Annotated in this window: 28 protein-coding genes and 2 pseudogenes; 4 read left to right on the forward strand and 26 right to left on the reverse strand. The window is 66.4% G+C overall.

Annotation, left to right across the window (positions count from 1 at the left end; translation table 11 throughout):
* Positions 1-247: 247 nt before the first annotated feature.
* From QCN29_RS14980 to QCN29_RS15000, 5 genes and pseudogenes are all read right to left on the reverse strand, one after another.
* Positions 248-1,531, reverse strand: coding sequence for an MFS transporter (locus QCN29_RS14980; RefSeq protein WP_279928486.1), 1,284 nt, complete (start codon positions 1,529-1,531; stop codon positions 248-250).
* Positions 1,532-2,254: 723 nt separating this feature from the next.
* Positions 2,255-2,743, reverse strand: coding sequence for a single-stranded DNA-binding protein (locus QCN29_RS14985; protein WP_279928487.1), 489 nt, complete (start codon positions 2,741-2,743; stop codon positions 2,255-2,257).
* 428 nt (positions 2,744-3,171) lie between these two features.
* Positions 3,172-3,489, reverse strand: coding sequence for a hypothetical protein (locus tag QCN29_RS14990; RefSeq protein ID WP_279928489.1), 318 nt, complete (start codon positions 3,487-3,489; stop codon positions 3,172-3,174).
* 538 nt (positions 3,490-4,027) lie between these two features.
* Positions 4,028-4,954: a hypothetical protein gene (locus tag QCN29_RS14995; RefSeq protein WP_279928491.1), complete on the reverse strand. Its 927-nt coding sequence runs from the start codon at positions 4,952-4,954 to the stop codon at positions 4,028-4,030.
* A 34-nt stretch (positions 4,955-4,988) separates the two neighbouring features.
* Positions 4,989-5,369: pseudogene (locus tag QCN29_RS15000) on the reverse strand (transposase); the annotation flags it as partial.
* Positions 5,370-5,406: 37 nt separating this feature from the next.
* Between QCN29_RS15000 and QCN29_RS15005 the strand changes: the two are divergent.
* From QCN29_RS15005 to QCN29_RS15015, 3 genes are all read left to right on the forward strand, one after another.
* Positions 5,407-5,712, forward strand: a complete 306-nt coding sequence (locus tag QCN29_RS15005; protein WP_279928493.1) for a hypothetical protein — start codon at positions 5,407-5,409, stop codon at positions 5,710-5,712.
* A 256-nt stretch (positions 5,713-5,968) separates the two neighbouring features.
* A complete protein-coding gene (locus QCN29_RS15010; protein WP_279928495.1) occupies positions 5,969-6,292 on the forward strand; it encodes a hypothetical protein in 324 nt (107 codons plus the stop codon).
* A gap of 141 nt (positions 6,293-6,433) precedes the next feature.
* Positions 6,434-6,841, forward strand: coding sequence for a hypothetical protein (locus tag QCN29_RS15015; protein WP_279928496.1), 408 nt, complete (start codon positions 6,434-6,436; stop codon positions 6,839-6,841).
* A 174-nt stretch (positions 6,842-7,015) separates the two neighbouring features.
* On the opposite strand, the gene QCN29_RS15020 is transcribed toward QCN29_RS15015, so the two are convergent.
* From QCN29_RS15020 to QCN29_RS37105, 21 genes and pseudogenes are all read right to left on the reverse strand, one after another.
* The gene (locus tag QCN29_RS15020) at positions 7,016-7,180 is read right to left on the reverse strand and encodes a hypothetical protein (protein WP_279928497.1); all 165 of its coding nucleotides are present in this window, start codon (positions 7,178-7,180) and stop codon (positions 7,016-7,018) included.
* Positions 7,168-7,752 (reverse strand): hypothetical protein, encoded by a 585-nt coding sequence (locus tag QCN29_RS15025; RefSeq protein WP_279928498.1) that lies wholly within the window; start codon positions 7,750-7,752, stop codon positions 7,168-7,170. Before QCN29_RS15025 ends, QCN29_RS15020 begins: the two co-directional genes overlap by 13 nt.
* A gap of 2 nt (positions 7,753-7,754) precedes the next feature.
* A complete protein-coding gene (locus QCN29_RS15030) occupies positions 7,755-8,057 on the reverse strand; it encodes a hypothetical protein (protein WP_279928499.1) in 303 nt (100 codons plus the stop codon).
* 2 nt (positions 8,058-8,059) lie between these two features.
* Positions 8,060-8,410, reverse strand: coding sequence for a hypothetical protein (locus tag QCN29_RS15035; protein ID WP_279928500.1), 351 nt, complete (start codon positions 8,408-8,410; stop codon positions 8,060-8,062).
* Positions 8,407-8,940, reverse strand: a complete 534-nt coding sequence (locus QCN29_RS15040; protein WP_279928501.1) for a hypothetical protein — start codon at positions 8,938-8,940, stop codon at positions 8,407-8,409. The genes QCN29_RS15035 and QCN29_RS15040 overlap by 4 nt, the downstream gene beginning before the upstream one ends.
* A 255-nt stretch (positions 8,941-9,195) precedes the next feature.
* Positions 9,196-9,570: a hypothetical protein gene (locus QCN29_RS15045; protein ID WP_279928502.1), complete on the reverse strand. Its 375-nt coding sequence runs from the start codon at positions 9,568-9,570 to the stop codon at positions 9,196-9,198.
* A 246-nt stretch (positions 9,571-9,816) separates the two neighbouring features.
* Positions 9,817-10,179: a hypothetical protein gene (locus tag QCN29_RS15050; RefSeq protein WP_279928504.1), complete on the reverse strand. Its 363-nt coding sequence runs from the start codon at positions 10,177-10,179 to the stop codon at positions 9,817-9,819.
* Positions 10,180-10,216: 37 nt separating this feature from the next.
* Positions 10,217-10,603 carry a hypothetical protein gene (locus tag QCN29_RS15055; RefSeq protein WP_279928505.1) on the reverse strand — a complete coding sequence of 129 codons (387 nt, stop codon included), beginning with the start codon at positions 10,601-10,603 and terminating at the stop codon, positions 10,217-10,219.
* Positions 10,600-11,190 carry a hypothetical protein gene (locus QCN29_RS15060; RefSeq protein ID WP_279928507.1) on the reverse strand — a complete coding sequence of 197 codons (591 nt, stop codon included), beginning with the start codon at positions 11,188-11,190 and terminating at the stop codon, positions 10,600-10,602. Before QCN29_RS15060 ends, QCN29_RS15055 begins: the two co-directional genes overlap by 4 nt.
* On the reverse strand, positions 11,180-11,824 hold the full coding sequence (locus tag QCN29_RS15065; protein ID WP_279928508.1) for a hypothetical protein: 645 nt from the start codon (positions 11,822-11,824) through the stop codon (positions 11,180-11,182). The genes QCN29_RS15060 and QCN29_RS15065 overlap by 11 nt, the downstream gene beginning before the upstream one ends.
* Positions 11,824-12,180 (reverse strand): hypothetical protein, encoded by a 357-nt coding sequence (locus QCN29_RS15070; protein ID WP_279928509.1) that lies wholly within the window; start codon positions 12,178-12,180, stop codon positions 11,824-11,826. Before QCN29_RS15070 ends, QCN29_RS15065 begins: the two co-directional genes overlap by 1 nt.
* 83 nt (positions 12,181-12,263) lie before the next feature.
* Positions 12,264-12,797 carry a hypothetical protein gene (locus QCN29_RS15075; RefSeq protein WP_279928510.1) on the reverse strand — a complete coding sequence of 178 codons (534 nt, stop codon included), beginning with the start codon at positions 12,795-12,797 and terminating at the stop codon, positions 12,264-12,266.
* Between the two features lie 68 nt (positions 12,798-12,865).
* Complete coding sequence (locus tag QCN29_RS15080) at positions 12,866-13,018, reverse strand: hypothetical protein (RefSeq protein ID WP_279928511.1); 153 nt, start codon at positions 13,016-13,018, stop codon at positions 12,866-12,868.
* Between the two features lie 366 nt (positions 13,019-13,384).
* Entirely contained in the window at positions 13,385-13,873 is a 489-nt protein-coding gene (locus QCN29_RS15085) for a hypothetical protein (RefSeq protein WP_279928512.1), read from the reverse strand.
* A gap of 20 nt (positions 13,874-13,893) precedes the next feature.
* Positions 13,894-14,583: a hypothetical protein gene (locus tag QCN29_RS15090; protein ID WP_279928513.1), complete on the reverse strand. Its 690-nt coding sequence runs from the start codon at positions 14,581-14,583 to the stop codon at positions 13,894-13,896.
* A 2-nt stretch (positions 14,584-14,585) separates the two neighbouring features.
* Positions 14,586-15,053: a hypothetical protein gene (locus QCN29_RS15095; RefSeq protein WP_279928514.1), complete on the reverse strand. Its 468-nt coding sequence runs from the start codon at positions 15,051-15,053 to the stop codon at positions 14,586-14,588.
* Between the two features lie 4 nt (positions 15,054-15,057).
* On the reverse strand, positions 15,058-15,459 hold the full coding sequence (locus QCN29_RS15100) for a hypothetical protein (protein WP_279928515.1): 402 nt from the start codon (positions 15,457-15,459) through the stop codon (positions 15,058-15,060).
* Positions 15,460-15,540: 81 nt separating this feature from the next.
* Positions 15,541-16,026 carry a hypothetical protein gene (locus QCN29_RS15105; RefSeq protein WP_279928516.1) on the reverse strand — a complete coding sequence of 162 codons (486 nt, stop codon included), beginning with the start codon at positions 16,024-16,026 and terminating at the stop codon, positions 15,541-15,543.
* A gap of 215 nt (positions 16,027-16,241) precedes the next feature.
* On the reverse strand, positions 16,242-16,667 hold the full coding sequence (locus tag QCN29_RS15110; protein ID WP_279928518.1) for a hypothetical protein: 426 nt from the start codon (positions 16,665-16,667) through the stop codon (positions 16,242-16,244).
* Positions 16,668-16,747: 80 nt separating this feature from the next.
* Positions 16,748-17,158, reverse strand: coding sequence for a hypothetical protein (locus tag QCN29_RS15115; protein ID WP_279928520.1), 411 nt, complete (start codon positions 17,156-17,158; stop codon positions 16,748-16,750).
* A gap of 345 nt (positions 17,159-17,503) precedes the next feature.
* A pseudogene (locus QCN29_RS37105) lies at positions 17,504-17,710 on the reverse strand (homing endonuclease associated repeat-containing protein); the annotation flags it as partial.
* Between the two features lie 759 nt (positions 17,711-18,469).
* On the opposite strand from QCN29_RS37105, the gene QCN29_RS15120 reads away from it, so the two are divergent.
* Positions 18,470-19,171, forward strand: coding sequence for a hypothetical protein (locus QCN29_RS15120; protein ID WP_279928522.1), 702 nt, complete (start codon positions 18,470-18,472; stop codon positions 19,169-19,171).
* Positions 19,172-19,236: the final 65 nt, after the last annotated feature.

Here is a 19,236-nt window from a genome sequence, read left to right on the forward strand (position 1 = left end):
TTGGTCAGTGCTTGGTCGGGACAACCGACGCGGATGAGAAGTGTTCAAGTTCGTCGAGTTCGCAGCGCACGCTGTAGATGCGTGCGGCCTCCAGAGCGGCGAGGTCCTAGCGAACGAGTTCGTTCGGCTCCGTCAATGTCGTTCCGTGAATGGCGGACGGCGATGCCGTTCCTGCCGGAGGAGAGCAAGGCACTGGTCGTCGGGGAGCCGGCGGCGAAAGGCTGCCTTGGAAGCTGAGGCCTCTTCCTTACCTGGCTGTGCGGTCAGCCCGACTCGGTGACTGCGGAGAAGATGCGTCTGTCGTGCGGATGCTGGAGTGCAAGGGCCAGCACAGGACGGCCCCGAGCACTCCGGTACCGCAGATGACCCAAGTCGCGGTGATGCCGCCGCCGTGGTCGAGGGACCACGCGGCGAGGAGCGGTGCGGCGATGACGGCCAGCGCAAGGTTGCTGCCCCACAGGCCGGCGTACCGTCCGTGTGCCCCGGGCGGGGCAAGACGGCTGACAAGATCTCCTGCCGCGATGAAGAGGATGATCTCGCCGGGTACAGCGGCGGCAGCGGCAAGACAGTAGCCGATCGTGGAGTCGGCCAGGCCGGCTAGACCCATGCCGATGCCGAGCAGGATGGAGCTGGCAGCGAGTAGGCCTGTCATGGGTTCACCTTGTGCAGCGCGTCTGCTGAGCCAAGGGGTCAAGAAGGGGGAGAGCAGGAGTACGGCGGCTGCGTTTGCCACCTGCGTCCACCCGTACGCGGTCGCGTCGAGGCCGTCCGAGCTCATAAGCATCGGCAGTGCCGTGAAAACACTGCCGGCGCAGGTGAGAGCACAGAGGCTGACCAGGGAGAGCAACCACAGGCGGCTGTCACGCAGGGCGTCGGAGTAGCTCGGACGGCTGCAGTCCAGGCCCGGGCCGGCTCTTCGGCTTCGGGGTGGGGGCGGGAGCAGAAGCACCGCAGCGAGCCCGAACAATGCGCAGGCGCAGGCGTTGATCCAGAACAGCGTCGGCAGTCCCGCGGCGCCGGCAAGGTACCCGCCCAGTGATCCAGTGAGCGCGGCTCCGACGTTCACGCAGAAGTGACGCCACCCGCTCACGAGCACCCGCTGCGCCTTGGTGGGAAACGTGTCGTCGATGAGTGCCGTGATCACCGGCCGTGCTGCGTCGTATACCACTCCGGTGAGGAATGTCGTTGCGAGGAGTGCCACTGGAGACTGCACTTCAGCAAGCACCGGCAGGGTCACGGTAGCTGCTCCCATGGCGTAGCCGAGCGTCGCGCGTGGGCCGAATCGGTCGGACAGCCATCCGCACCCGACCTGGCCAACGAGCCAGCCGGCGCCGAAGCTGGCCACGATCCAGCCGGTCATATGGGCGGAGAAGCCCAGGCTGTTGGCGTGGTAGGGGAGGAAAGGGTAGGCGAAGCCGAAGGCGCGGATGGTGAAGGTTCCGATGAGTGCCGCCCAGATGATGGGCGGCCAGCGGCGGGCCGTGGCATCGGGGTCGGGGGCGGTCTGCGGCGTAGCAACGGTAGAAGGCACTGGTGCTCCATCTGTGGTCAGGTTCCCCTCTGGGGGTGCGGCCGTGCCAGGCCAAGATCAGGTCCACGGAAGGCGGATGGAGTGCGCGGCCAAGGCGGCGATATCGGCGGCTGCCGCAACACCGGTCTTGATGCCGCAGCAAGCACCGGATGATGGGTAAGCCGACGACGACGCCGGCTACGAAAGGGGCGATCTGCTCCGGCGCGATCGGAATGCAGGTCGTGCACGGCGCCCCGGTCGCCGGCGTGCAGCGGGCGCACGCTCTTGCTGCCGAACAGCGAGTGGCATCCGGTGGAGCGGCAGAGATCACGAGGAGCTTCCGGCGGATGCGTCCTTGGCCATCTCGGCGAAGAGCGTGTTCTCTTTCGAGATCGCAGTCGGAGGGAGGAATCCGCTGGTCAGCGTGTCTCGCTGTAGCCGCACTCGGAGCACGTGTGCGTGACCTTCTCGGCCTTCTTGCTAGCGCGGACGCCGTGGGTGTTCGACTCCATGTCGATGGTGCAGTTCGGGCAGTTCATGGCTCGGCTCCTGACGTGACGAGGATGTTCATCAACGCCAGATCCGGATCAGCTCCGCTGATCCCTTGTGCTCACTGCCTTCACGGGACGAGCAAGGCCAACCCCGAAGAAGAAAAAACACAGCGCCCCGGCGCAGCTGCTGCCCGAAGGCAGAGCGCGCACCGGGGCGCTGGGGAAGCCGGTGATGGCGAAGTTCTATAGATCGTCAAGCGGTCTGAAAGGGCAGCTGCTCGTCCTGCACGGCGCTGGCGTGCGCGACTGCCGGAGCGGCAGCCGCGACGGGCGCGATCTGTGCCTGCAGGCTCTGGTTCTGGGCCTCGGCCTTGGTGACGCGCTTGGCCAGACGGGCCTGGGTGGTCGCACGCGACTCCAGGGAGGAGATGTTCTGGATCTCCAGCTTGACCTCGAAGACCTCCACACCGTTCTTGGTGTAACGGTTCATGCGCGGCTCGTAGCTGAGGGCCACCAGGTCACCCTTGTGCACATGTGCGAAGGGGCCGATGCCCGTAGCCTGGGCGCGGACGAAGGTCTCGAACGGCAGGGCATCGGAGATGCGGTTGCCCTGGGCATCGGTGTAGCTGCGGTCGACGAAGACGGTGAGCATGACCTTCTTGGAGCCGTCCTTGTTCTCGAAGACCCTCGGGTCGTTCGCCAGGCGGCCGATGACGGATGCGGTGCTGTTCGGGTTCGACATGGTGGATTCTCCTTGAGGACAGCCCAGCGCACGGATCGACGTCGTCGATGCACGCACAGTTGGGTGGGTTGAGTTAAAATGCTCAGTTGTCTGTCATGCCACCATCCGGATCAGCTGCGCTGATCGAATGCTTTGTCATTCCGAGTCCCGAATCGGCTTCGCCGATCAGACTCGTGCTTCTCGCTGGCTTACCGGCCACTTCCCCGACCAGACCCCCGACGTGATGTCCGGATGTCCCGCAGCTCCGCTTCTACCCGGCCCGCTCTGGCGGTGTCGCCTCTGGTGCAGGCGAGCCGGGTAGCGGTGTTCGAGATCCGCGATCTTGGCCCGGTGGAGCGTTGCGGTGGTGAACCAGAACACCAGGACCATTGCGAAGATGATGAGAGCGCCTACGAGGAACGGCCCGAGGAACTCAGGGGCGGAAGTCCTCACAGCGTCACCTGCACTTCGTAGGCCGTCGAGTGGTAAGGCCCAACGGTGAGTGCGTGCATGGGCGTCACCAGACCTGCCTGCGCCAGGCGAGCCGTCAAGCCCGAGTGTTCAGACCAGTCCTTGATGAAGACGTTCCCGGGCTCGGGCGTGAGACCGTAACCCTGCAGGCTGATCGAGATGGGCTCGGCGGGGCCCTCTGCGTTTTCGAGTTCCAGCACACGGTTCTCGTCGTCGTGCACGAGCGCTCCGGTCAGCTCGATGGCGCCGAAGTCGACGGTGACGTCGTGCTTCACGGTGGTCGTGGACTCAGCCATGGTGGTCTCTCTCTTCTCGTGATGTGGATTGTGGACGCCGATGGGCGCGATCAGCTGATGCCTCCTCCGCATTCGCATGCTCCGTGGGCCTGAAGCACGGGCGATAAGGCAGGGGCGGACGCGGTCACGGCTGGTCCCCCTGGAGTACGGCGCGCAGCCGGGCGGCCAGGTCGGTGTCCTGACCCTCCAGCAGCGCCAGGGCCCGCTCGATGCGCTGCTCGGTCGTCAGGCGCTAGCGTCGCTCGGACTCAGCACGCTCGTGCAGCTCCTGGATCGCGGTGTTGAGCTGCCGGTTGGTGCGGGTGCGGATGATGCCGAACATGACGTGCTCCTGGTTCAGAAGGTGATCTGTCCGATGAGGTGAGCGACTGCGACTGCGGCTACGCCGGCGTTGAGCTCGTAGCGGCAGGAAGACAACCGACCTCATGGGCTCCGGCACAGCGGTGGGATTCGAACCCACGAAGCAATCGCGCCCGTGGGCGAGGGGGATGCCGATGCCTCTGCAGATCTACTTCCGGATCGACTACGTCGATCCAGATCAGTCACCGACCGGAACCTGTTCGCGATACAGCTCGCTGATCCGGGCAACGGCTTCAGCTGGAGGCTCATAGACCGGCGGCAGCTCGCTGAGTGCGATGTCGAGGTCTCGGGCATCCGGCAACGGTTCAGGTCGGAGCATCGCTGCTCCGTCGGCAGTGCTCAGGTAGAGCTCGATCGCGCGCTCGATACGCCTGTTGCGGGTCAGCACTCTGCTGATGCCGTTGACCTCGTCGAGGTCCAGGTCGAGGGTCACCGCCCGGTTGAGTGCCCGGCGCATGCGGTGCTCGATGGTGCAGTGCGCGTTCAGATCGATGGTGGTGTCCTTGCATCCGAGCAGCACCGCGTCGAAGACGCCCTCGATGCTGTCTGGGAGCTGCCAGCCGGGGAGATGTCCCAAGGTGCCGTCCGTCTCGCGGTCGTTGGCGTCGAACAAACGGTTCCAGTCGTCGCGCCGGCGCATCCACTCGTCCTTCCGGATCTCCTTCGGCCGGTCAGCCTGGTTCTGGTAGTGGTAGTCGACGAAGAAGGGCCGGCCGTCGGCTTCGAGAGCCATGAGCGCGTCGGTGTACGCGCGGTTCCCGGCGAAGGGGTACGCCAGCCGGCGCGTGCCGTAGTCGTCGTCGACCTGGCCGAAGACGATGCTGAAACGCAGCGGGTCATGGAACGTCATGCGGTCATCGAGCCCGGCCTGCTCGTCGAGCCAAAGCTTCTGGGCCCGGTAGACGGTGTAGTTGTGCAGGGGGCCGCCCATGTCGCGTTCACGCACCTCGGTGTCATCGGCGACGCGGGCGACATTCCTGGCGATGACGGGCACAGCCAGCTCGCGGAAGACCTCACGCATGCGCTTGGAGATCACGCGGGTGAGTTCGAAGAGGTCGGGCGCGTGCGCGGTCAGCCGCATCCCGTCATACAGCTCGGTGCTCATCGGATTTTCCGTTCTCAGGATGCTCCTAGAGCTGTCAAGCAGCTGGAGCGAGGTCGTTTTGAGTAATGTGCGTGGCCGGTGTGCTGGTCAGGGCGCGGTAGACCTCGCGGGCGAGGAGTCGCTTGAGGCAGCGCATGATGTCCTTCTTGGACAGCCCTTCCTTTGTGCGGCGTTCGACGTAGGCACGGGTGCGCTCGTCGAAGGGCATCCGGACCAGCACGATGGTGTGCAGCAGGTTGTTCGCGGCCCGGTCACCGCCGCGGTTGCGGCGATGGCGGTGGGTACGGCCGACCGAGGCCGGGATCGGAGCGACACCGGCGAGGTGCGCGAACGCCCTCTCGGACCGCATGTGTTCGGGGTTGTCCCCGGCCGAGGTCAGCAGCTGGCAGGCGGTCTCGCGGCTGACGCCGAACAGATGCAGCCCGAGCCGTACACTCGCCCGCATCGCCCGCGTGACCGAGGTCGTGCCCGCCGCCGAGCAGCACCTCGCGTCCGCCCCGCCGCCCGGCATGCGCGTGATCGGGTATGTGCGCATCGACGGCATGCTGCACCCGCAGTACGGGCCCGAGTATCATCCGGTCGCCTACGCCCCGCCCCCGGCGCCGTCCGGGCTCGACCCGCAGGCGCAGCGCACAGCCGCGAAGGGCGTGTTCGCTGTGGGCGCGGGCGCGGGCTCGTACTTCGGCATGCTCGCGCTGCAGATCCTCGTCGGCAACCTCGTGCGGCTACTCGCCGCCGTGGTCGCCGTCGTATGGTGACCGCGGGCGGCAGACGTGGGGGCGCGTCGACGACATACGTCACGGACAACCGCGGGTTCAGGCAGGTTGGAAGTCACAGAATGGGCGGCCCCGTTGACCGTGGAACGCGACAATGCGGTCATGACTGCTTATCTGCTGTCGATCAACGGGGCATTCACGCGGCACGCGACGATCGAAGAGGCCGGCGAGGCAGCTCGCGGCGATTGACAGTCGCCTGAATCAGGCGACAAGCACATTCGTGCGTGATACGAGGTATGTGAAGCGGGCGTTCGCCTCCGGAGACGTCAAGGCCGCTACGCGTGAACACGGAGAGTGGTACGGATCCCTGGGCAGTTCCGGCGATGCCACGATGCATGTCCGAGTGATCGAGGACGTGAACGGGAAGCTCTGGGCGGAAGTAGCAGCAGAGGCAGTCACGATCGACGACATGGACGCCGAATCGGACGCGCACCGCGACACGCTGCTTGGACAGCACTTCGGCGGGCTCAGTGAGGAGTCGGCCGACGCAGTACGACGTGAGATGCAGCGCCGGGAAGACGCCGGGCTGCCCGCAGTACCTCAGATGCACTGGGAAGACTGACCGGCCGCCCCTGCAGCACCCGCTCGGCACCCCGCCGGGCGGGTCCCGCAGGGCGCCACTGCACATCCCGAACAACCGTGGGGTTTCTGGCAGGCTTTCGCTCGCAGAACGGCCCGCGCCGATGAACACCGGAGAGACACCGTGACCGAGCAGACCAGCCACCAGGACGACCGCGAGACGCGCGTACGGCGCCCCTTCGGCTACCGGCCGTACCTCGTGCCCAACGACGCGGGGCGCGTGCTCGACGAGCTGACCGTCATATACGCCGACGGCGACGTCGGCCTCGAAGGGATCGCGAAGGTTCTCAAAGCGTCTGACGACGCCGGCCGCACCTTGGAAGACAACGCCCTCGGCGTGCTCGACGTGCTGCGTGCCGAGGGCACCCTCGACGCCGTGACGTACGAGCGGCTGCGGGGCGCCGTCGAGCGGGCAGGCGATGAACAGGTCGGCGAGGCCGGCGCGTACGGCATGAGCACCCGCGAGCGGACAGACGAGCCGGCCGGCGAGGGCGGTTTCGTCGACGACTTCACCTCGGCCAAGGGGGACTGACCCGCCGTGGCCCTTCTGAGCCCAGCGGCGTTCATGCGGTCCGGTCCGGACGGTCCATGTCCCCAACGGTGACACCGGCGGCAGCCAGCACCCGGGCGAGCCAGGCACCGTAGGCGCCGAAGTCCCCCCTCCACACCGGCCGGGAACGACGGAAGCAGGCGGCGTCAGCGCTCCTCACTGATCTCGATCAGGTCGGTGTGGATCGCGCCCATCAGCCGATGCCTGCACCCGCAGGCGCACGGGCTCGCCAGGCACCGGCGGGATCGGTTCGACGGTCAGGATGTCTCTGCACTGCGTGCCAGCCTGCGCGTTCAGGTCCTTGTGGATCAGCGCGCGCACCTCGATCGGGGTCGTCGCCGGACCTCCTTGACGCTCGGGGTGCCGTTGAACTTCGCGACCCACGATCCGGGCGGTCCGGTCAGGCGGGCCGTTGCGGTGCCGTCCGGGCTCGGTCCCCAGCCGGCCATCGCCGTCCGGCGCGCGTCCTCCTCGTCCAGCGCACGGACGGTCGTGGTGATCGGAGCCGTGATCGTGACGGTGAACGTCTTGAGCGGCGGCGCCGTCCTGCGCCACTTAGGGTACTGAGCAACGGCGTGCTGGTAGCGCACCAGCTCCCGCACGTACTGCTCGATGCGTACGAACCCGCGGGCCGCGTCGTGGCCGGTGGTGTTGATGTCGCTGAACCGCACCCACTCTCCGGTACCGACCCCGCAGGGACCCGAACGCTCGTACAGGGTGTCCAGAGGGGCGCCTGCGGCCTTCACCTTCGCGCACCGGTCCTTGATGTACTCGGCGTGAGACCCGATCTCTACGGCCCAGGCGACCATGTGCAGATAGCCGTGGTGCTCGGCGGGATCGGCGACGTGGCTGATGGCACCGCCGTAGGGCGGGTTGAACTTCGGCTTCTGCACGGTCAACGCTCCTTGATCGCGGTGTCGGGAGTGACGGTCGGGATGTAGAGCCGGCGTCCGTCGATCCGGCATTTCGAGCAGAAGCCGGTCAGGTGTGCGCCGCGGTTCGGGTGCAGCGGCTCGACGCCGGCGGTCTGGACGCAGGCCCAGTCGTTGATTTCGTCGGCGGCGGCGCCGGCCTTCGCGTAGTCGCCGAAAATTACGCCCACGTGCTGCTTGGCCTTGGTCCCCAGCTTCGGGGTGACCGCGACGGCGACGACGAAATGGTCCAGGGTCTCGTGCTCGGCGATGGTGTAGCGGGGCATGGTCAGTTCTCTTCCCGGTAGGTGTGGGCGGCGGAGTAATCGGTGAGCCAGCCCTCGACGATGGAGCGCAGGTGGGTGTTCTCGGGGGCGTAGTACTCGTTGATGTCGCGGATACGTCCGGCGAGTGCGCGCGCATCGCTGTGGTCGTCACCGTCCACGGGGACGTTGTCCCAGTCGATCGCGGCGATCTGTTCGAACGTCGCACGGACCGGATGGGGCAGTTCGGGGGTACCACGCCTGCGGTGGCGCATGTTCTCGTACTCCGTCTCGGACACCGGGTCGAGTCCGAGCAGCTCCAGGCGGCGGTTCTGCGTGGCACGGGTCTCGGCGACAGGGATCAGAGTGTCGTTCACTTGGAGGTCTCCTCGGTGCTATTGGCGGCGGTGATCACGGGACACAGCCCATCGCCGCAGTTCTCGCAGGACTCGCACTTCTCCCACTCGCTCGTGCAGTCGTGGTGCGTGTGCGCGAGTGCGGAGGCGAACTCGGCACGTACGGCCTTGGGGAGCGCCGGGTTGGTCGCCTGCTCGTACATCGAGCACGCCCACTCGTGGTCCTCACCGGATCGGCCGCCGTCGATGGTGTGCTCGTGGATGTTGCGCAGCAGCGAGGCGTCGAGCTTCACGCCGTCGAGGAAGACCGACGTGCTCGGGTTGCCGTCGCTGTCGATGTGCACGGTCACGTCGATCCGCGGCCGGTTCAGGGCCAGATGGTCGAGCAGTTCGGGCAGCAGTGCGGCTGCCTTCTGTCCGAAGTCGGAGTAGAACCGCTCGGCCTGCTCGGTGGTGTAGCCGGGCTTGAGCTGCCAGGCGGCGTCGAACATGGAGCTCCGGCGCTCGCGGAAGTCGGTGACGGCGGCGGCGACCTTGTCCAGGGCGTTCATCCTGGGGTGTCCCTTCGGGGAGTCAAAGGGTGGGCGGGTTGCCCGCGAGCTGGCGCACGGCCTCGAAGATCGACGGGTATATCACGCGGGCCGGGGACGCGCCGCACTCGGAGCAGTTCGCGACGATCTCGACGCTGTCCTCGTTGATGCCGATGCCAGAGAAAAAGAGGCGGTGCGGTTACTTCTGGTACTCGACGGTGAAGTAGAAGAGGACGCGGACCTCGATCACGCCGTCACAGGCGGAATGGGAACAGATCAGGCGGTTGTGCAGTCGGGGCAGTCATCGTGCGGGGTGTTGGCGTGCTCACCCTCCTCGTGGGCGTAGATGACGTCGGCGTGGTGGCCGCAGTACCCGTCCCAGCCCTCGCCGTTCTCGGTGGACTCGGTGCACTTCTTGTCGCGGCACTCGTCGTCGCGACAGTCCGGCTCGCGGATGATCTCCGTCTCGAAGTAATCCGCCATCTCGTTGACGGACCCCGTCGTCAGCTCGACGCCGTCGTCCCACTTAGCGCCGGTTTCGGTCTCGCCTTCAACGATCGCGTGGATCTTCTCGCCGGCCTCCTCACGGTTGAAGGCGATAACACGCAGGACGCAGTCGAGCTTGGCATCGTAGGCGAATTTCTGGCTCATTTATTCCTCCGTATTCTGTGCGGGCACAATGAAAGACAGTCCCGAAGGGGCTGTCTTTCATTGAATCCGTACGCCCTACGGCCCAGCCGAGGCAGCGCGCTTGTGGGTCTGTCAGGTCGAACGTCTACAGTCCCGCGCTTGTTGTCGCTCTGACGAGCTATTGATGAGAAACTCTTGCGGTTCTGCCTCTCACGATGCGTCGCCGCAGGTCAGCGGCTTGCGCGATGGAAGTCGAAGAGTTTCCCATCAATAGATGCCGGGTGCGGGGTCGAAGTGCGTCATGAGGCGGAGGAAGGTCATGTCCAGGTTCACGGCCGGGACGATCTTCATGGGACTCCTGCCGGCGGTCCTACTGCCGGACATGCCGTCGGCGGTCTGGCGGATCGTGCCGACCGCCTTGCCGACGCCGTGAGTGTCGAAGTGCACCCACCATTGGTCGGTCTTGCCCGGCACCGGCGTCACGGTGAAGTGCGCGAACTTCACCGCGTCCTTGTAGCGAGGGTGCCACGGCGTGCCGTCGGCGAGGGTGAGTTGCTCGCCGCCCTCTTCGAACTTCGGATGCTCCGGGACGCGGCTCTTCTCTTCGAGAATCAACTCGGCCAGGCGCATGGCCACATCCGGGTCGCCCCACGCGCCGGCACCGTCCTCATCGCCGGGGGTCTGGGTTCGGGTAGCCCTCGTGCGGGTTCGGCACGTTCTCGCGGATCGTCATGCTGCGTATACGCGAGCCGTCGCTGAGGCTGAACCGCCGACCGTCGAACTCGGCGTACTCGCACGCCTCGGTCGGCTCGCAGTTGCAGACGCTCGTGACGCTGTCGGCGAAGATGTTGTTGCCCTTGAGGCTCTCTCCGAAGTACTTCACGACCAGGGAGCGACGGACCTCGCCGAACACGTCCAGTGACATGCTGTGCTCGTCGGCGTACTTCTCCAGCCGGACCACGTCCGTCTTGCGCTCCGCGGTCTCGTCCTGCCCCAGGCCGCCACGCGGGTCCCGGTAGTACCAGACCACTTCCACCGTTCGAGCCAGGCTCACTTCTCCGCTTCCTTCCAGTAGACACGCAGGATCTTGCCGGTGCTCACGCCGGTGCACGTGATGATGTGAACGGTCTCTCCGCTCGGCCCCTCAACGTCGAAGGCACGGCGAAGGTAGCCGTCGTACGTGTCCTCGACGCAGGAGTTCCGGAACTGCCTCTCGGTGATGACGTGAGGGTAGCCACCCTCCGAGTACGGCTTGGCCATGAAGATCCGGCCGGCCGAAGCGAACCCCGGAATCGGCGTCCAGGTCTTGTCCCACGCTTGCCACGCCTGGTGGACGGGCTCGCCGTTCTCGTCGAGACGGATACGGACCAGCGGGAACCCGGGCCAGCGCAGCCCGTCCACCCCGTGCTCGACCACGCACTCGTCGCACCAGGGGTAGCCGCCCGCGTAGACGTGGGAGGGGACGACCAGATCGCCGCCACACTTTGTGTCCGGCTGGGCCACCCACGTTGTGGTGCCGTCCGCGAGCCGGTGTTCCCACACGTATCCGTGGACCTCGTCGTGGTCGGCGACGCCGACGACGAGGAAACCGGACGTGTAGCTGTTGGTGGCGTCGATGAACTCGATGTTCTCAGCGAGCATCACGCCTCCGCGCTGGGGTAGATGCGGTGCTGGTGATGCGGAGGCCAACCGGCCCCCAGACACCCGCGAGTTCCTGCACCGACTCGGAGGACACCGGCCGCTGCGGTGTCCACCCGATCACGTCGCGGAACGTTCCCTCCGCACTCCACAGGCGCACGTAGTGCTCGCCGCACGTCCACGTCGCGAACGGGCGGGAGCCCGACTCGTTCACCAGGTTGTGGGACTGGAAGGACACCGTCCGGGTGCCGTTGCCCTCGGATTTGTCGATCACCTCGACCTGCGGGTAGAGCCGCTGCTTGAGCCAGTGATCACTGTAGGCCAGGGCCTGCTCCCGGATCTCGCCGGCCAACGCGCTGCCAGCCAGCGTCAGTGTGTAGGTGCACGGTCCGCCGTTCGCGTCGTCAGATTCCGGGGCGATGTGGAGCAGACCACGGCGCTGGAGGTCCCAGGTGGTGTCCACCAGCTTGGCGATCGGGTTGGTGTGCTCACGGCGCAGGGTCTTGCGCAGGGTGTCGGACTCGACGCGGGAATCCCCGTGGGTGCCCGCAACGAGAAGGACCTGGCGCTCCAGCTTCCGCTCGGACGCCAGGTCCTCGAACCAGTCGAAGTACGGCTCGGTCATCAGCTCGGTCATCAGTTGGTGCCCCCCTCGTTCTCGTTGTCGGGCTCGCGCCACTCGAAGTCGCCGGGGCTGATGTACGTCTCCACCAGCTCCCCAGCCTTGATCTGCTCGATCTCGGCCCGCTCCTCATCGGTGAACTCGCGGTACCGCCAGTCCTTGTCCGACAACGGCAGTCGCGTGGTATCGAAGCTCTCACCCTGGCGCCTAACGCCGTACTCCAGGGCAGCCTCGACCTCGGCCGCGGGGGCGATGCGCTTGATCAGGTACGGCTCGCAGTATGCGCCCCAGCGGATGACCTCGCCCTCCCACGAGAGGTGCTCCATCACATGCGTGGGCTCGTCGTCACAGAACACGTCGCTGCACGTCACGAGCGTGCCCCGACTGTTGTACGCCGGTCCCGAACCCGTGGTCAGGCCGCAGGGGAGTTTCACTCGGTTCTGCATGGCCTACCTCACTTGTTCCAGTTCGAGCCGCCGGTAACGTCCTCGACGAACGCGGCGGCGGTGTACTGCCGCGGCTCGATCGCCTCGATGTCGGGCTCGTCCTTGGGCTCGGCGGGCTTGTAGAGCCCGAGGTCCCGCAGCAGGTCGGCCACCCGCATGGCTTCCTCGGCGATGCCGTCCTCGGCCGACAGGCACCTGTCGGCGTCGCAGTTGTCGGTCCCGAGCACCTTCTCGAAGTCGTCGTGCGCTTTCGCCAACTTCGTCACTTGCGCCTGCACCTGCTTGATGTGCCCGGGGGTGAGCACCACGGAGCCCCCGGGGGCGACGATGAGCCCCAGGCCCTCGGCCATGCGCTTCGCGTAGTCCCTCCACGCGGCCCTGTCGGTGGTGAAGTATGTGCCGTTGCCCTCGCCGAGGAAGCCGGTTGTCCAGGGGTCCAGGAGACCGGCGCCGACCGCGATGATCAACATCCGTCCGTCCGGCATCGGGGTTCGGTGTACGACCGGGCGCCCCGCGTAGGTGTAGGTGTTGTCCGTCTGCATTCTGTTCGTTCCAATCACGACGGAGCCCCCACACATCAGGCACGGGGGCTCGGACAATCGGGGATGGGTCACGCCTCGTCGGGCTCGACCGAGACCTTCTCCGCCGAGACGCGGCGCCGCTCACCGCCCGTGGCGCGGACGATGACGTAGCCGGCACGTCGAAGGCCGAGGTCGTAGGGCTCGGTCTCGGTCTCGGTCTCGACCACCGTGCACGGGGTCATGGGCCGGCCGAACCGGGCCTTCACCCCCGCCGGCACTTCGAGCGTGGCGTGGGCGTCTGCTGGAGGAGTTCGACGCCGCGGACGCCGCCGCAATCGAGGCCGGGTTCAGGGTCGTGGCGGCCATCCGGATGGAGATGAGGATTCCCACCGGGGACTGGGCCACCAAGGCGGAGAAGATCAACTTCACGGTCCCGCCGGACGCCGTGGGCGAGTACCCGCACTTCGAGGAGGTCGCCGACGAGCAGACGCGGTTCTGGGCTGCGGACATGTGGGGCTGCTGCGCAACCACAATGCGGTACATCGCAACCTCCCGTAGAAATCGAAAGGGCCCGACGGAATCGCCGGGCCCCATCTGTACGTCTGCTGCTACTTGCCGGCCTGCTTCCACAGCGGCTTCTGGAAAGGAGTGCGGTCGGCCTCCATGCGGTACAGCTCCGCCTCGCAGGACTCGCACTTGGTCGTGTTGCCGTCGATGAACTTGGAGGACACCTTGCCCCCGCACACCGGGCACACGTTGTCGGCGGCGTTGCGCCTGCGGTCCTCCTCCAACATGGCCCTCGCCGCGTCGTTCTTCGGCTTGGTGATCGCGTCGCGGCACCCCAGCAGCCACATCGCACCCTCGCGCTGGGTGTAGACGGAGCTGGTGGCCTTCTTGTCCCACGTCTGGGGGTCGGCCTCGATCGCGAGAGCCGCCGTCCACAGCAGCGGCGAGTCCGGGAACCGCTTCTTCGCCAGGCTGTTCTTGGTGTTCCGAAGCACGCCGAGGAGGTCCAGTCCCCACCCGGCCTTGTACCACACCCGGAACGTCGGGAACTCCGCGTCGACCGTGATGTCCTCGTACTCGAATTCCGCCACACTTACTCCTCGAATCCTTCTCATGTCGTGGGCTTGGCCTCACGGAACTTGATCTGCCCCTTGACCTGGACCTCGTGGCCGTGCGGCGCATCGGCCGGCACGTGGTTGCCGCAGGTGGTGCAGGTGAACGTGTGCTTCTCCCAGGGCTGTTCGCAGTAGAAGCAGGGGTCGTCGTCGTACTGCGGCGTGCGCATCAACACGATGCGCTGCGGGTTGCCCTCGGCGTGCACGGTGGCGTAGTCATGCGGGAGCATCACGGCGGCCTGGCGGACGTTGTCCTCCGTGATGAACTCCGGGTGCGACAGGCCCCACTCGCGCAACTTCCTGGCGATCTCTCGGGCCAGGGCCTGCGGCAGCTCGTAGTCGTCGCGGACCCAGCGGGTCAGACCGACCTCGGTCGGCGACTTCTCCCCGAGCTTCATCCACTTCCCGCACCGGTCGCACTTCTCGTCGTCGATCTCGCCGCGCTCTCCGTCCGGCAGCTCGGTCAGCTCCGTGCGGGTCTGCTGGCTGGTGATCGTCTTCGGGAAGTCGCTGGAGTCGTAGGAACGCTCGTCGCTGTAGTCGACTCCGACCCGCTCGGCGGCCCGTCGGATGGCCTCGTCCTGCTCACTGCTGCGGGCGACCTTGATGCCGTTCGCTCGCATCCGTCCGACCGTGCAGGAGGCGCAGAGGTTGTCGTGTGCATACGTGTAGCCGACGACTGCCATGTTCAGCCCTCCTGCTTCTCGTTGCTGAACTTGATCCACGAGCCCTGGAAGACGCCGAACTCCGCGCCGTCCTTGAGGCGCATCGATCCGCGCGTCCCGGCGACGAGCCAGCCCAGGTGCCGGATGCCGTGCTCTTCGGTCGCCTCGACCAGGCGGTGGTAGCCGATCAGGTCGCCGAGCTTGATCAACTGGGCTTCCTTCAGCAGCAGGGCCTCATCGACCGGCGGGAAGACGTCCCGTTCCAGGTGCTCCCAGATGAGCCTGGTCAGGTCGCCCATGTGCTCGTACGAGGGCTGAGGCGTCCGGAACCCGCACGCGCACATACCGGCGTAGCCCTCGTAGGACGGCAGCCGCTCGAACTGGTGGATGCCTGGCTCCGCACCGTCCGTGGTCATCTGCGCCTTCGTCTCGCGGGCCCATCGCGCACCGGGAAGGTCGTCATCCATGCCCAGTTCGGTAATCTGCGGCATTGAATTACACCCCGTCCTTTTCCTGGATTCCGTTCTTTCCCTTGCACGCGGCACACTCGCAGAAATGCACCTTGTGCAGTTCGCTCGGCTTGAACGCGCCCGTCATCTGCCACGGTGCGCTCTCTGTTTTCCAGGCGAATTCGACCAGGACCATGTCGTCGCAGATCACACGCTTTACGTACGCTTCAAAGGAGAACGGCGACCGGACCACCGTGAGGCAACTTTGGCTGGTCGGCACGCGGTAATGCGGCCGGGCCCGCACCAGCGTCCCGTTCTCCGCCAGCATTTCTGCCGAGTCCTCGGCATGAGTGATCGGCTCACCGATCGGCCGAACCTCCCTGCTGAACGCCGAATACCTGACATACGTCTCCGGCTCGTTGTCCGTCTCGGTCTCCTTGTTCGCCATGTTCATTCCTCCCCACTAATGGGCGTGCACGTTCCATCGACGTGCACAACAAATGCCTAACTGAAATTGAGCCCCTCGCGCTCACGGACCTTCATTCGGAACCGAGGCTCGCCCTTTTGCTGACGCGCTCGCACCTTCGACCTCGATCACCTCGACGCCCGACGCCTGGGCGCAGATGTCCTCGACCGTCCGCAGCAGGGACCGGGCGTCTTGCTCCTTCACATCACCGGCGTCCAGGTCGAGGAGCATGTCGTCGATCACGATGCGCGCGTACGTCAGCTGCTCCCGGACCGCCGGCTCACCCTCCGAGCGCTCGGCGGGCGGCTCGACCATGCGCGTCGCCCGCAACAGCACGGACTTGACGACGTCCCGAGCGCTGCGCCGCTTACGCCGCTTGACCTCCGGCACCACCGGCCGGGATGCCGGATCGCTCTGCCCGTAGACGTACGGCTTGGTCAGATTCACCGGCACCAGGTGCGACTCGTGACGGGTCGGCGACTGGCCGCACGCCATGGCCCCTTGCCGACCCTCGACTGTGGTGATCCGATTCCGTCGGGAATTGGCCATGCCGTGCGGATTCCTTCCTTCTCGAGGATGGACCGCAGCCCCAGCCGTGGGAGTTGAGGGCGGTCAGATGAATGGAGTGCTGGGCTTCAGAGACCGTGTTTCTCGTGGTCGAGGGCTCGTCCGGCCGGTGGACCGCGATGTGCACGATGGGTGTGGACCCGTCGGCTTCCGGGCGCTGCGCGGCCGGTGCCGGCGTCCGGGTCTGGGTGCTGATCTCACGGGCGATCCGGAGGATGCAGGCGACGACGGCCGGCACGATGAAGAGGAGCGCCAGGCTCTGTAAGGGTGTCAGGGGGTACGTAGGGAAGGTCCTTTCGGTGAGCGGAGCGTGAAGCCGCCGACTCGCAGAGCTCGGCGAGGGTGTGGCCACAGGAGAGGTAGGTGACCTCGTACAGCGGGCCCTGGCCCCAGCCCGGTTCCCAGTCCTCGGGCGGCAGGGCGGGTTCGACGGTGCATTTGACAATGTCGCGGGGCAGGCCCGGCTCACTGGTCTCGTCGTAGGAGCAGAAGGGGCACCACTCCAGCTCGGGCAGCTGCGCGGCGACGCCGCGCAGTTCAGGCGCGGTGACTGCACGGGCTATCGCGGCCGACGCGGCGTCGGTCAGGAAGAGGTCAGTGATCGGTGCGGCGATGACGGTCATGGGGTTCTCGGCTCGGTCGTGGCGGGATTTGCGCAGAGCTGGACAGCGCACAGCGCGAAAAGAAGTAGGGCGGGAACCGCTCAGGCGCGGTTGCCGCGGATGGCGAGGAGGAGGCTGCCTGGCCGGTAGGTGGTACAGCCGTCAACGGTCCAGTGACCGGAGCCGGCGCCGATACCACGCACGTAGCTTTCGTGGGCACACAGGTTGCAGTGCTGCAGGTCGAACGGGCGGGTACCGCCGGTCTGCGGCTTGGCCGCGTGCGAGAAGTACGACACCCACTGAGCGCGGTCCAGCGGCCGGAGCAGATGGTCGTAGTGCGGCTGGATCGTGCCGATCACCATGTCGCCGGGGCGGACTTCGCCGACCGGGACCACGCGGACGAGTGCAGGGTCGAAGGCGTCGGCGGGCGGGATCACCATGTGCCAGCCGGCGGCTGTGACGGAATTGGGTGCGCGGACGATCACGCGATGGAAGTCGACAGGCTCGGACATCGGAGGCTCCTTGCAAGCGGTGTGGGTCGTCTGCTGCGCCCATGAAGCCGGTCTAGGCGGCGAGGGTGGCGGCGAGTAGGGCGACGCGGGTGGTGGCGGGCTGCAGCCGCAAGCCAGCTCCGTGGCCCGCGACCAACTGCCCATTCGGAAGCGGATGGTGGTGGCCGGCGGGACATCACCCTTCAGGTCCGCCGAATCCCTGCGCCATGCCTCGTAGGCCGCTAGCGTCGTGGATCCCGTCTCCCTCAGGCACTGCTGGATTGCGGCAATGAGCTGCTCCTGGGTCCACTTCGTCGTCGCAGTCCGGAGCTGCTGGGGCTGTTCGGTCACAGTGAGACCCGCGAGGTCCAGCGCACGGTTCCAGCTGCCGAAGCGGCGCTCGTAAAGCGGAGCCGATGGATCAGTGCTCCTGCGGCGCTGCTCGAAGGTGCGACGTCCGAGGGTTCTCTCCCCCTGCGCCAGGCGGATGAGCACGCGTAGGAGCTGCCGGTCGGTGTAGACGACCGGACCGGGCTTCATGGGCGCGGGGACGTGCGCAGCATGCATAGTCATGGCCGGTGCTCTCCTTCTGGAAGCGGGCGCGCGTCAGAGCGTGTACACCTGCACGAGCTGCTGGTCGCGGGTGATGGACGCGAACACCGCGTTGAAGGTCCGAGGGAACTAGCCGCAGCAGGTCGAGCCGTCCATCTCGACGGCGAGATACGGCCGTTCCTTGAGCCAGGCGGAGGCCCGCTTGTCGACGTAGACCGGGTTCTCGCCCTCGAAGACGATCGGCACCAGGTCTTCTGGTCATCGCTCACGTGCAGCGTGAGCGTCAGCAGATCGACGTCGGTGGTGGCCCGAGCAGAAGCAAGAGGAGTCATGTCGAGCAGTCCTTCGTAGGAGGAGACGAGAGGCCCACGAACAGCCGCCCGAGAAGGGGCCACCCGTAGCCGACACGCGCACGACGTGTCACAGAGCCCTCCGGATCAACTCCGTTGATCCCCAAGCACCAAACAGCCCCGCAGGCACCCTGCACGCCCGAGCCCCGCTCGGCGCACCCTCCGCGTCCTCTATCTCGTGACATCCTGACTCATCGCAGACCGCCATTCAATAGGCATTCGCATAAGATACCCTCGGAGACCAGTCGATCCAATCGGACTGGTCGGCAACAGGCGAGGAGAGGCGAGGTGAGAAGCGATGAAGACCTGGAGGACGAGGAAGGCTGCGCCCGCGGCCGCAGCACTCGCTGTGGCAGCGGGCGTTCTACTCGCCGGATGCTCCAGTGGCGACGGCAGCACAATCCAGGCGCCGTCTGCGCCGAGTCCGACCGTGAGCACCGTCAAGGTCACCGATATGGCCCTCGGCGAGGCACTGGACAAGCTTGTCCTCCAAGGCACTGAGAGTTCCAACAAGGACGGCGGGGCTTGCCTAGCCAGCGCAGCACGGAAGGCGGGAATGCCGGAGGAGGCACTGGCCTACATCGCCAAGACCGACAGCGACGACATGGGTGCAGTCATCGACGGACTGAACAAGGTAAGCGAGGACGACGCTGCGCTCCTGGCCTCGCGGTCGCTGCGTGAGGACTTCGACGCGTGCATCGACAAGGCCGTACTTCCGAACGGCAGCAGCCCCAAGACTCAGAGCTACGCGCCGCCTGAGGCAGCCGCGAAGCCTGCAGTTGGCAAGCCGAACCTGAAGCCGGCTTACCCGGTCCGCGCGCATCAGCCGGTCAACTCGTCCATCGAGCTCACCAAGGGCCTGGTCTCGATGTTCTCCTCCTACGCCCGGGACGAGGGTCAGAAGAAGACCTACGCGGCAGCCGGCCAGTGCCTGTCGGCCTTGGTGTACAACGCGGGCTTCAGCCAAGAGGCGCTGCACTTCTTCGCCGGCGGCGCGCCCCTCGGCACCGGGTCGATCGTCGAACACCTGCCGAACGACAAGGACAAGGCGATCTGGCAGTCGCCGAGGTTCACCCAGGGGCTCGTCGACTGCACGACGAATGCGACGCCAACTCCCATGCCCGACCCCTGAGCGGGAGCCCATCAGGCAGACGAAGGGCTCGGTGCGATGTGTCGCACCGGGCCATTTCTCTTCTC

The sequence above is a fragment of the Streptomyces chengmaiensis genome, from assembly GCF_029846775.1.
Classification (GTDB): Bacteria; Actinomycetota; Actinomycetes; order Streptomycetales; family Streptomycetaceae; genus Streptomyces; species Streptomyces chengmaiensis.

Coding starts and splice junctions, on each gene's coding strand:
- QCN29_RS15065 (WP_279928508.1), bottom strand. CDS start 11,824: ATGACCGAGCTGATGACCGAGCCGTACTTCGACTGGTTCGAGGACCTG.
- QCN29_RS15045 (WP_279928502.1), bottom strand. CDS start 9,570: ATGAGCCAGAAATTCGCCTACGATGCCAAGCTCGACTGCGTCCTGCGT.
- QCN29_RS15110 (WP_279928518.1), bottom strand. CDS start 16,667: ATGACCGTCATCGCCGCACCGATCACTGACCTCTTCCTGACCGACGCC.
- QCN29_RS15050 (WP_279928504.1), bottom strand. CDS start 10,179: ATGCGCCTGGCCGAGTTGATTCTCGAAGAGAAGAGCCGCGTCCCGGAG.
- QCN29_RS15100 (WP_279928515.1), bottom strand. CDS start 15,459: ATGGCGAACAAGGAGACCGAGACGGACAACGAGCCGGAGACGTATGTC.
- QCN29_RS15030 (WP_279928499.1), bottom strand. CDS start 8,057: ATGCCCCGCTACACCATCGCCGAGCACGAGACCCTGGACCATTTCGTC.
- QCN29_RS15040 (WP_279928501.1), bottom strand. CDS start 8,940: ATGAACGCCCTGGACAAGGTCGCCGCCGCCGTCACCGACTTCCGCGAG.
- QCN29_RS14985 (WP_279928487.1), bottom strand. CDS start 2,743: ATGTCGAACCCGAACAGCACCGCATCCGTCATCGGCCGCCTGGCGAAC.
- QCN29_RS15115 (WP_279928520.1), bottom strand. CDS start 17,158: ATGTCCGAGCCTGTCGACTTCCATCGCGTGATCGTCCGCGCACCCAAT.
- QCN29_RS15090 (WP_279928513.1), bottom strand. CDS start 14,583: ATGGCAGTCGTCGGCTACACGTATGCACACGACAACCTCTGCGCCTCC.
- QCN29_RS15095 (WP_279928514.1), bottom strand. CDS start 15,053: ATGCCGCAGATTACCGAACTGGGCATGGATGACGACCTTCCCGGTGCG.
- QCN29_RS15105 (WP_279928516.1), bottom strand. CDS start 16,026: ATGGCCAATTCCCGACGGAATCGGATCACCACAGTCGAGGGTCGGCAA.
- QCN29_RS14995 (WP_279928491.1), bottom strand. CDS start 4,954: ATGAGCACCGAGCTGTATGACGGGATGCGGCTGACCGCGCACGCGCCC.
- QCN29_RS14990 (WP_279928489.1), bottom strand. CDS start 3,489: ATGGCTGAGTCCACGACCACCGTGAAGCACGACGTCACCGTCGACTTC.
- QCN29_RS15075 (WP_279928510.1), bottom strand. CDS start 12,797: ATGCAGACGGACAACACCTACACCTACGCGGGGCGCCCGGTCGTACAC.
- QCN29_RS15080 (WP_279928511.1), bottom strand. CDS start 13,018: ATGACCCCGTGCACGGTGGTCGAGACCGAGACCGAGACCGAGCCCTAC.
- QCN29_RS15060 (WP_279928507.1), bottom strand. CDS start 11,190: ATGCTCGCTGAGAACATCGAGTTCATCGACGCCACCAACAGCTACACG.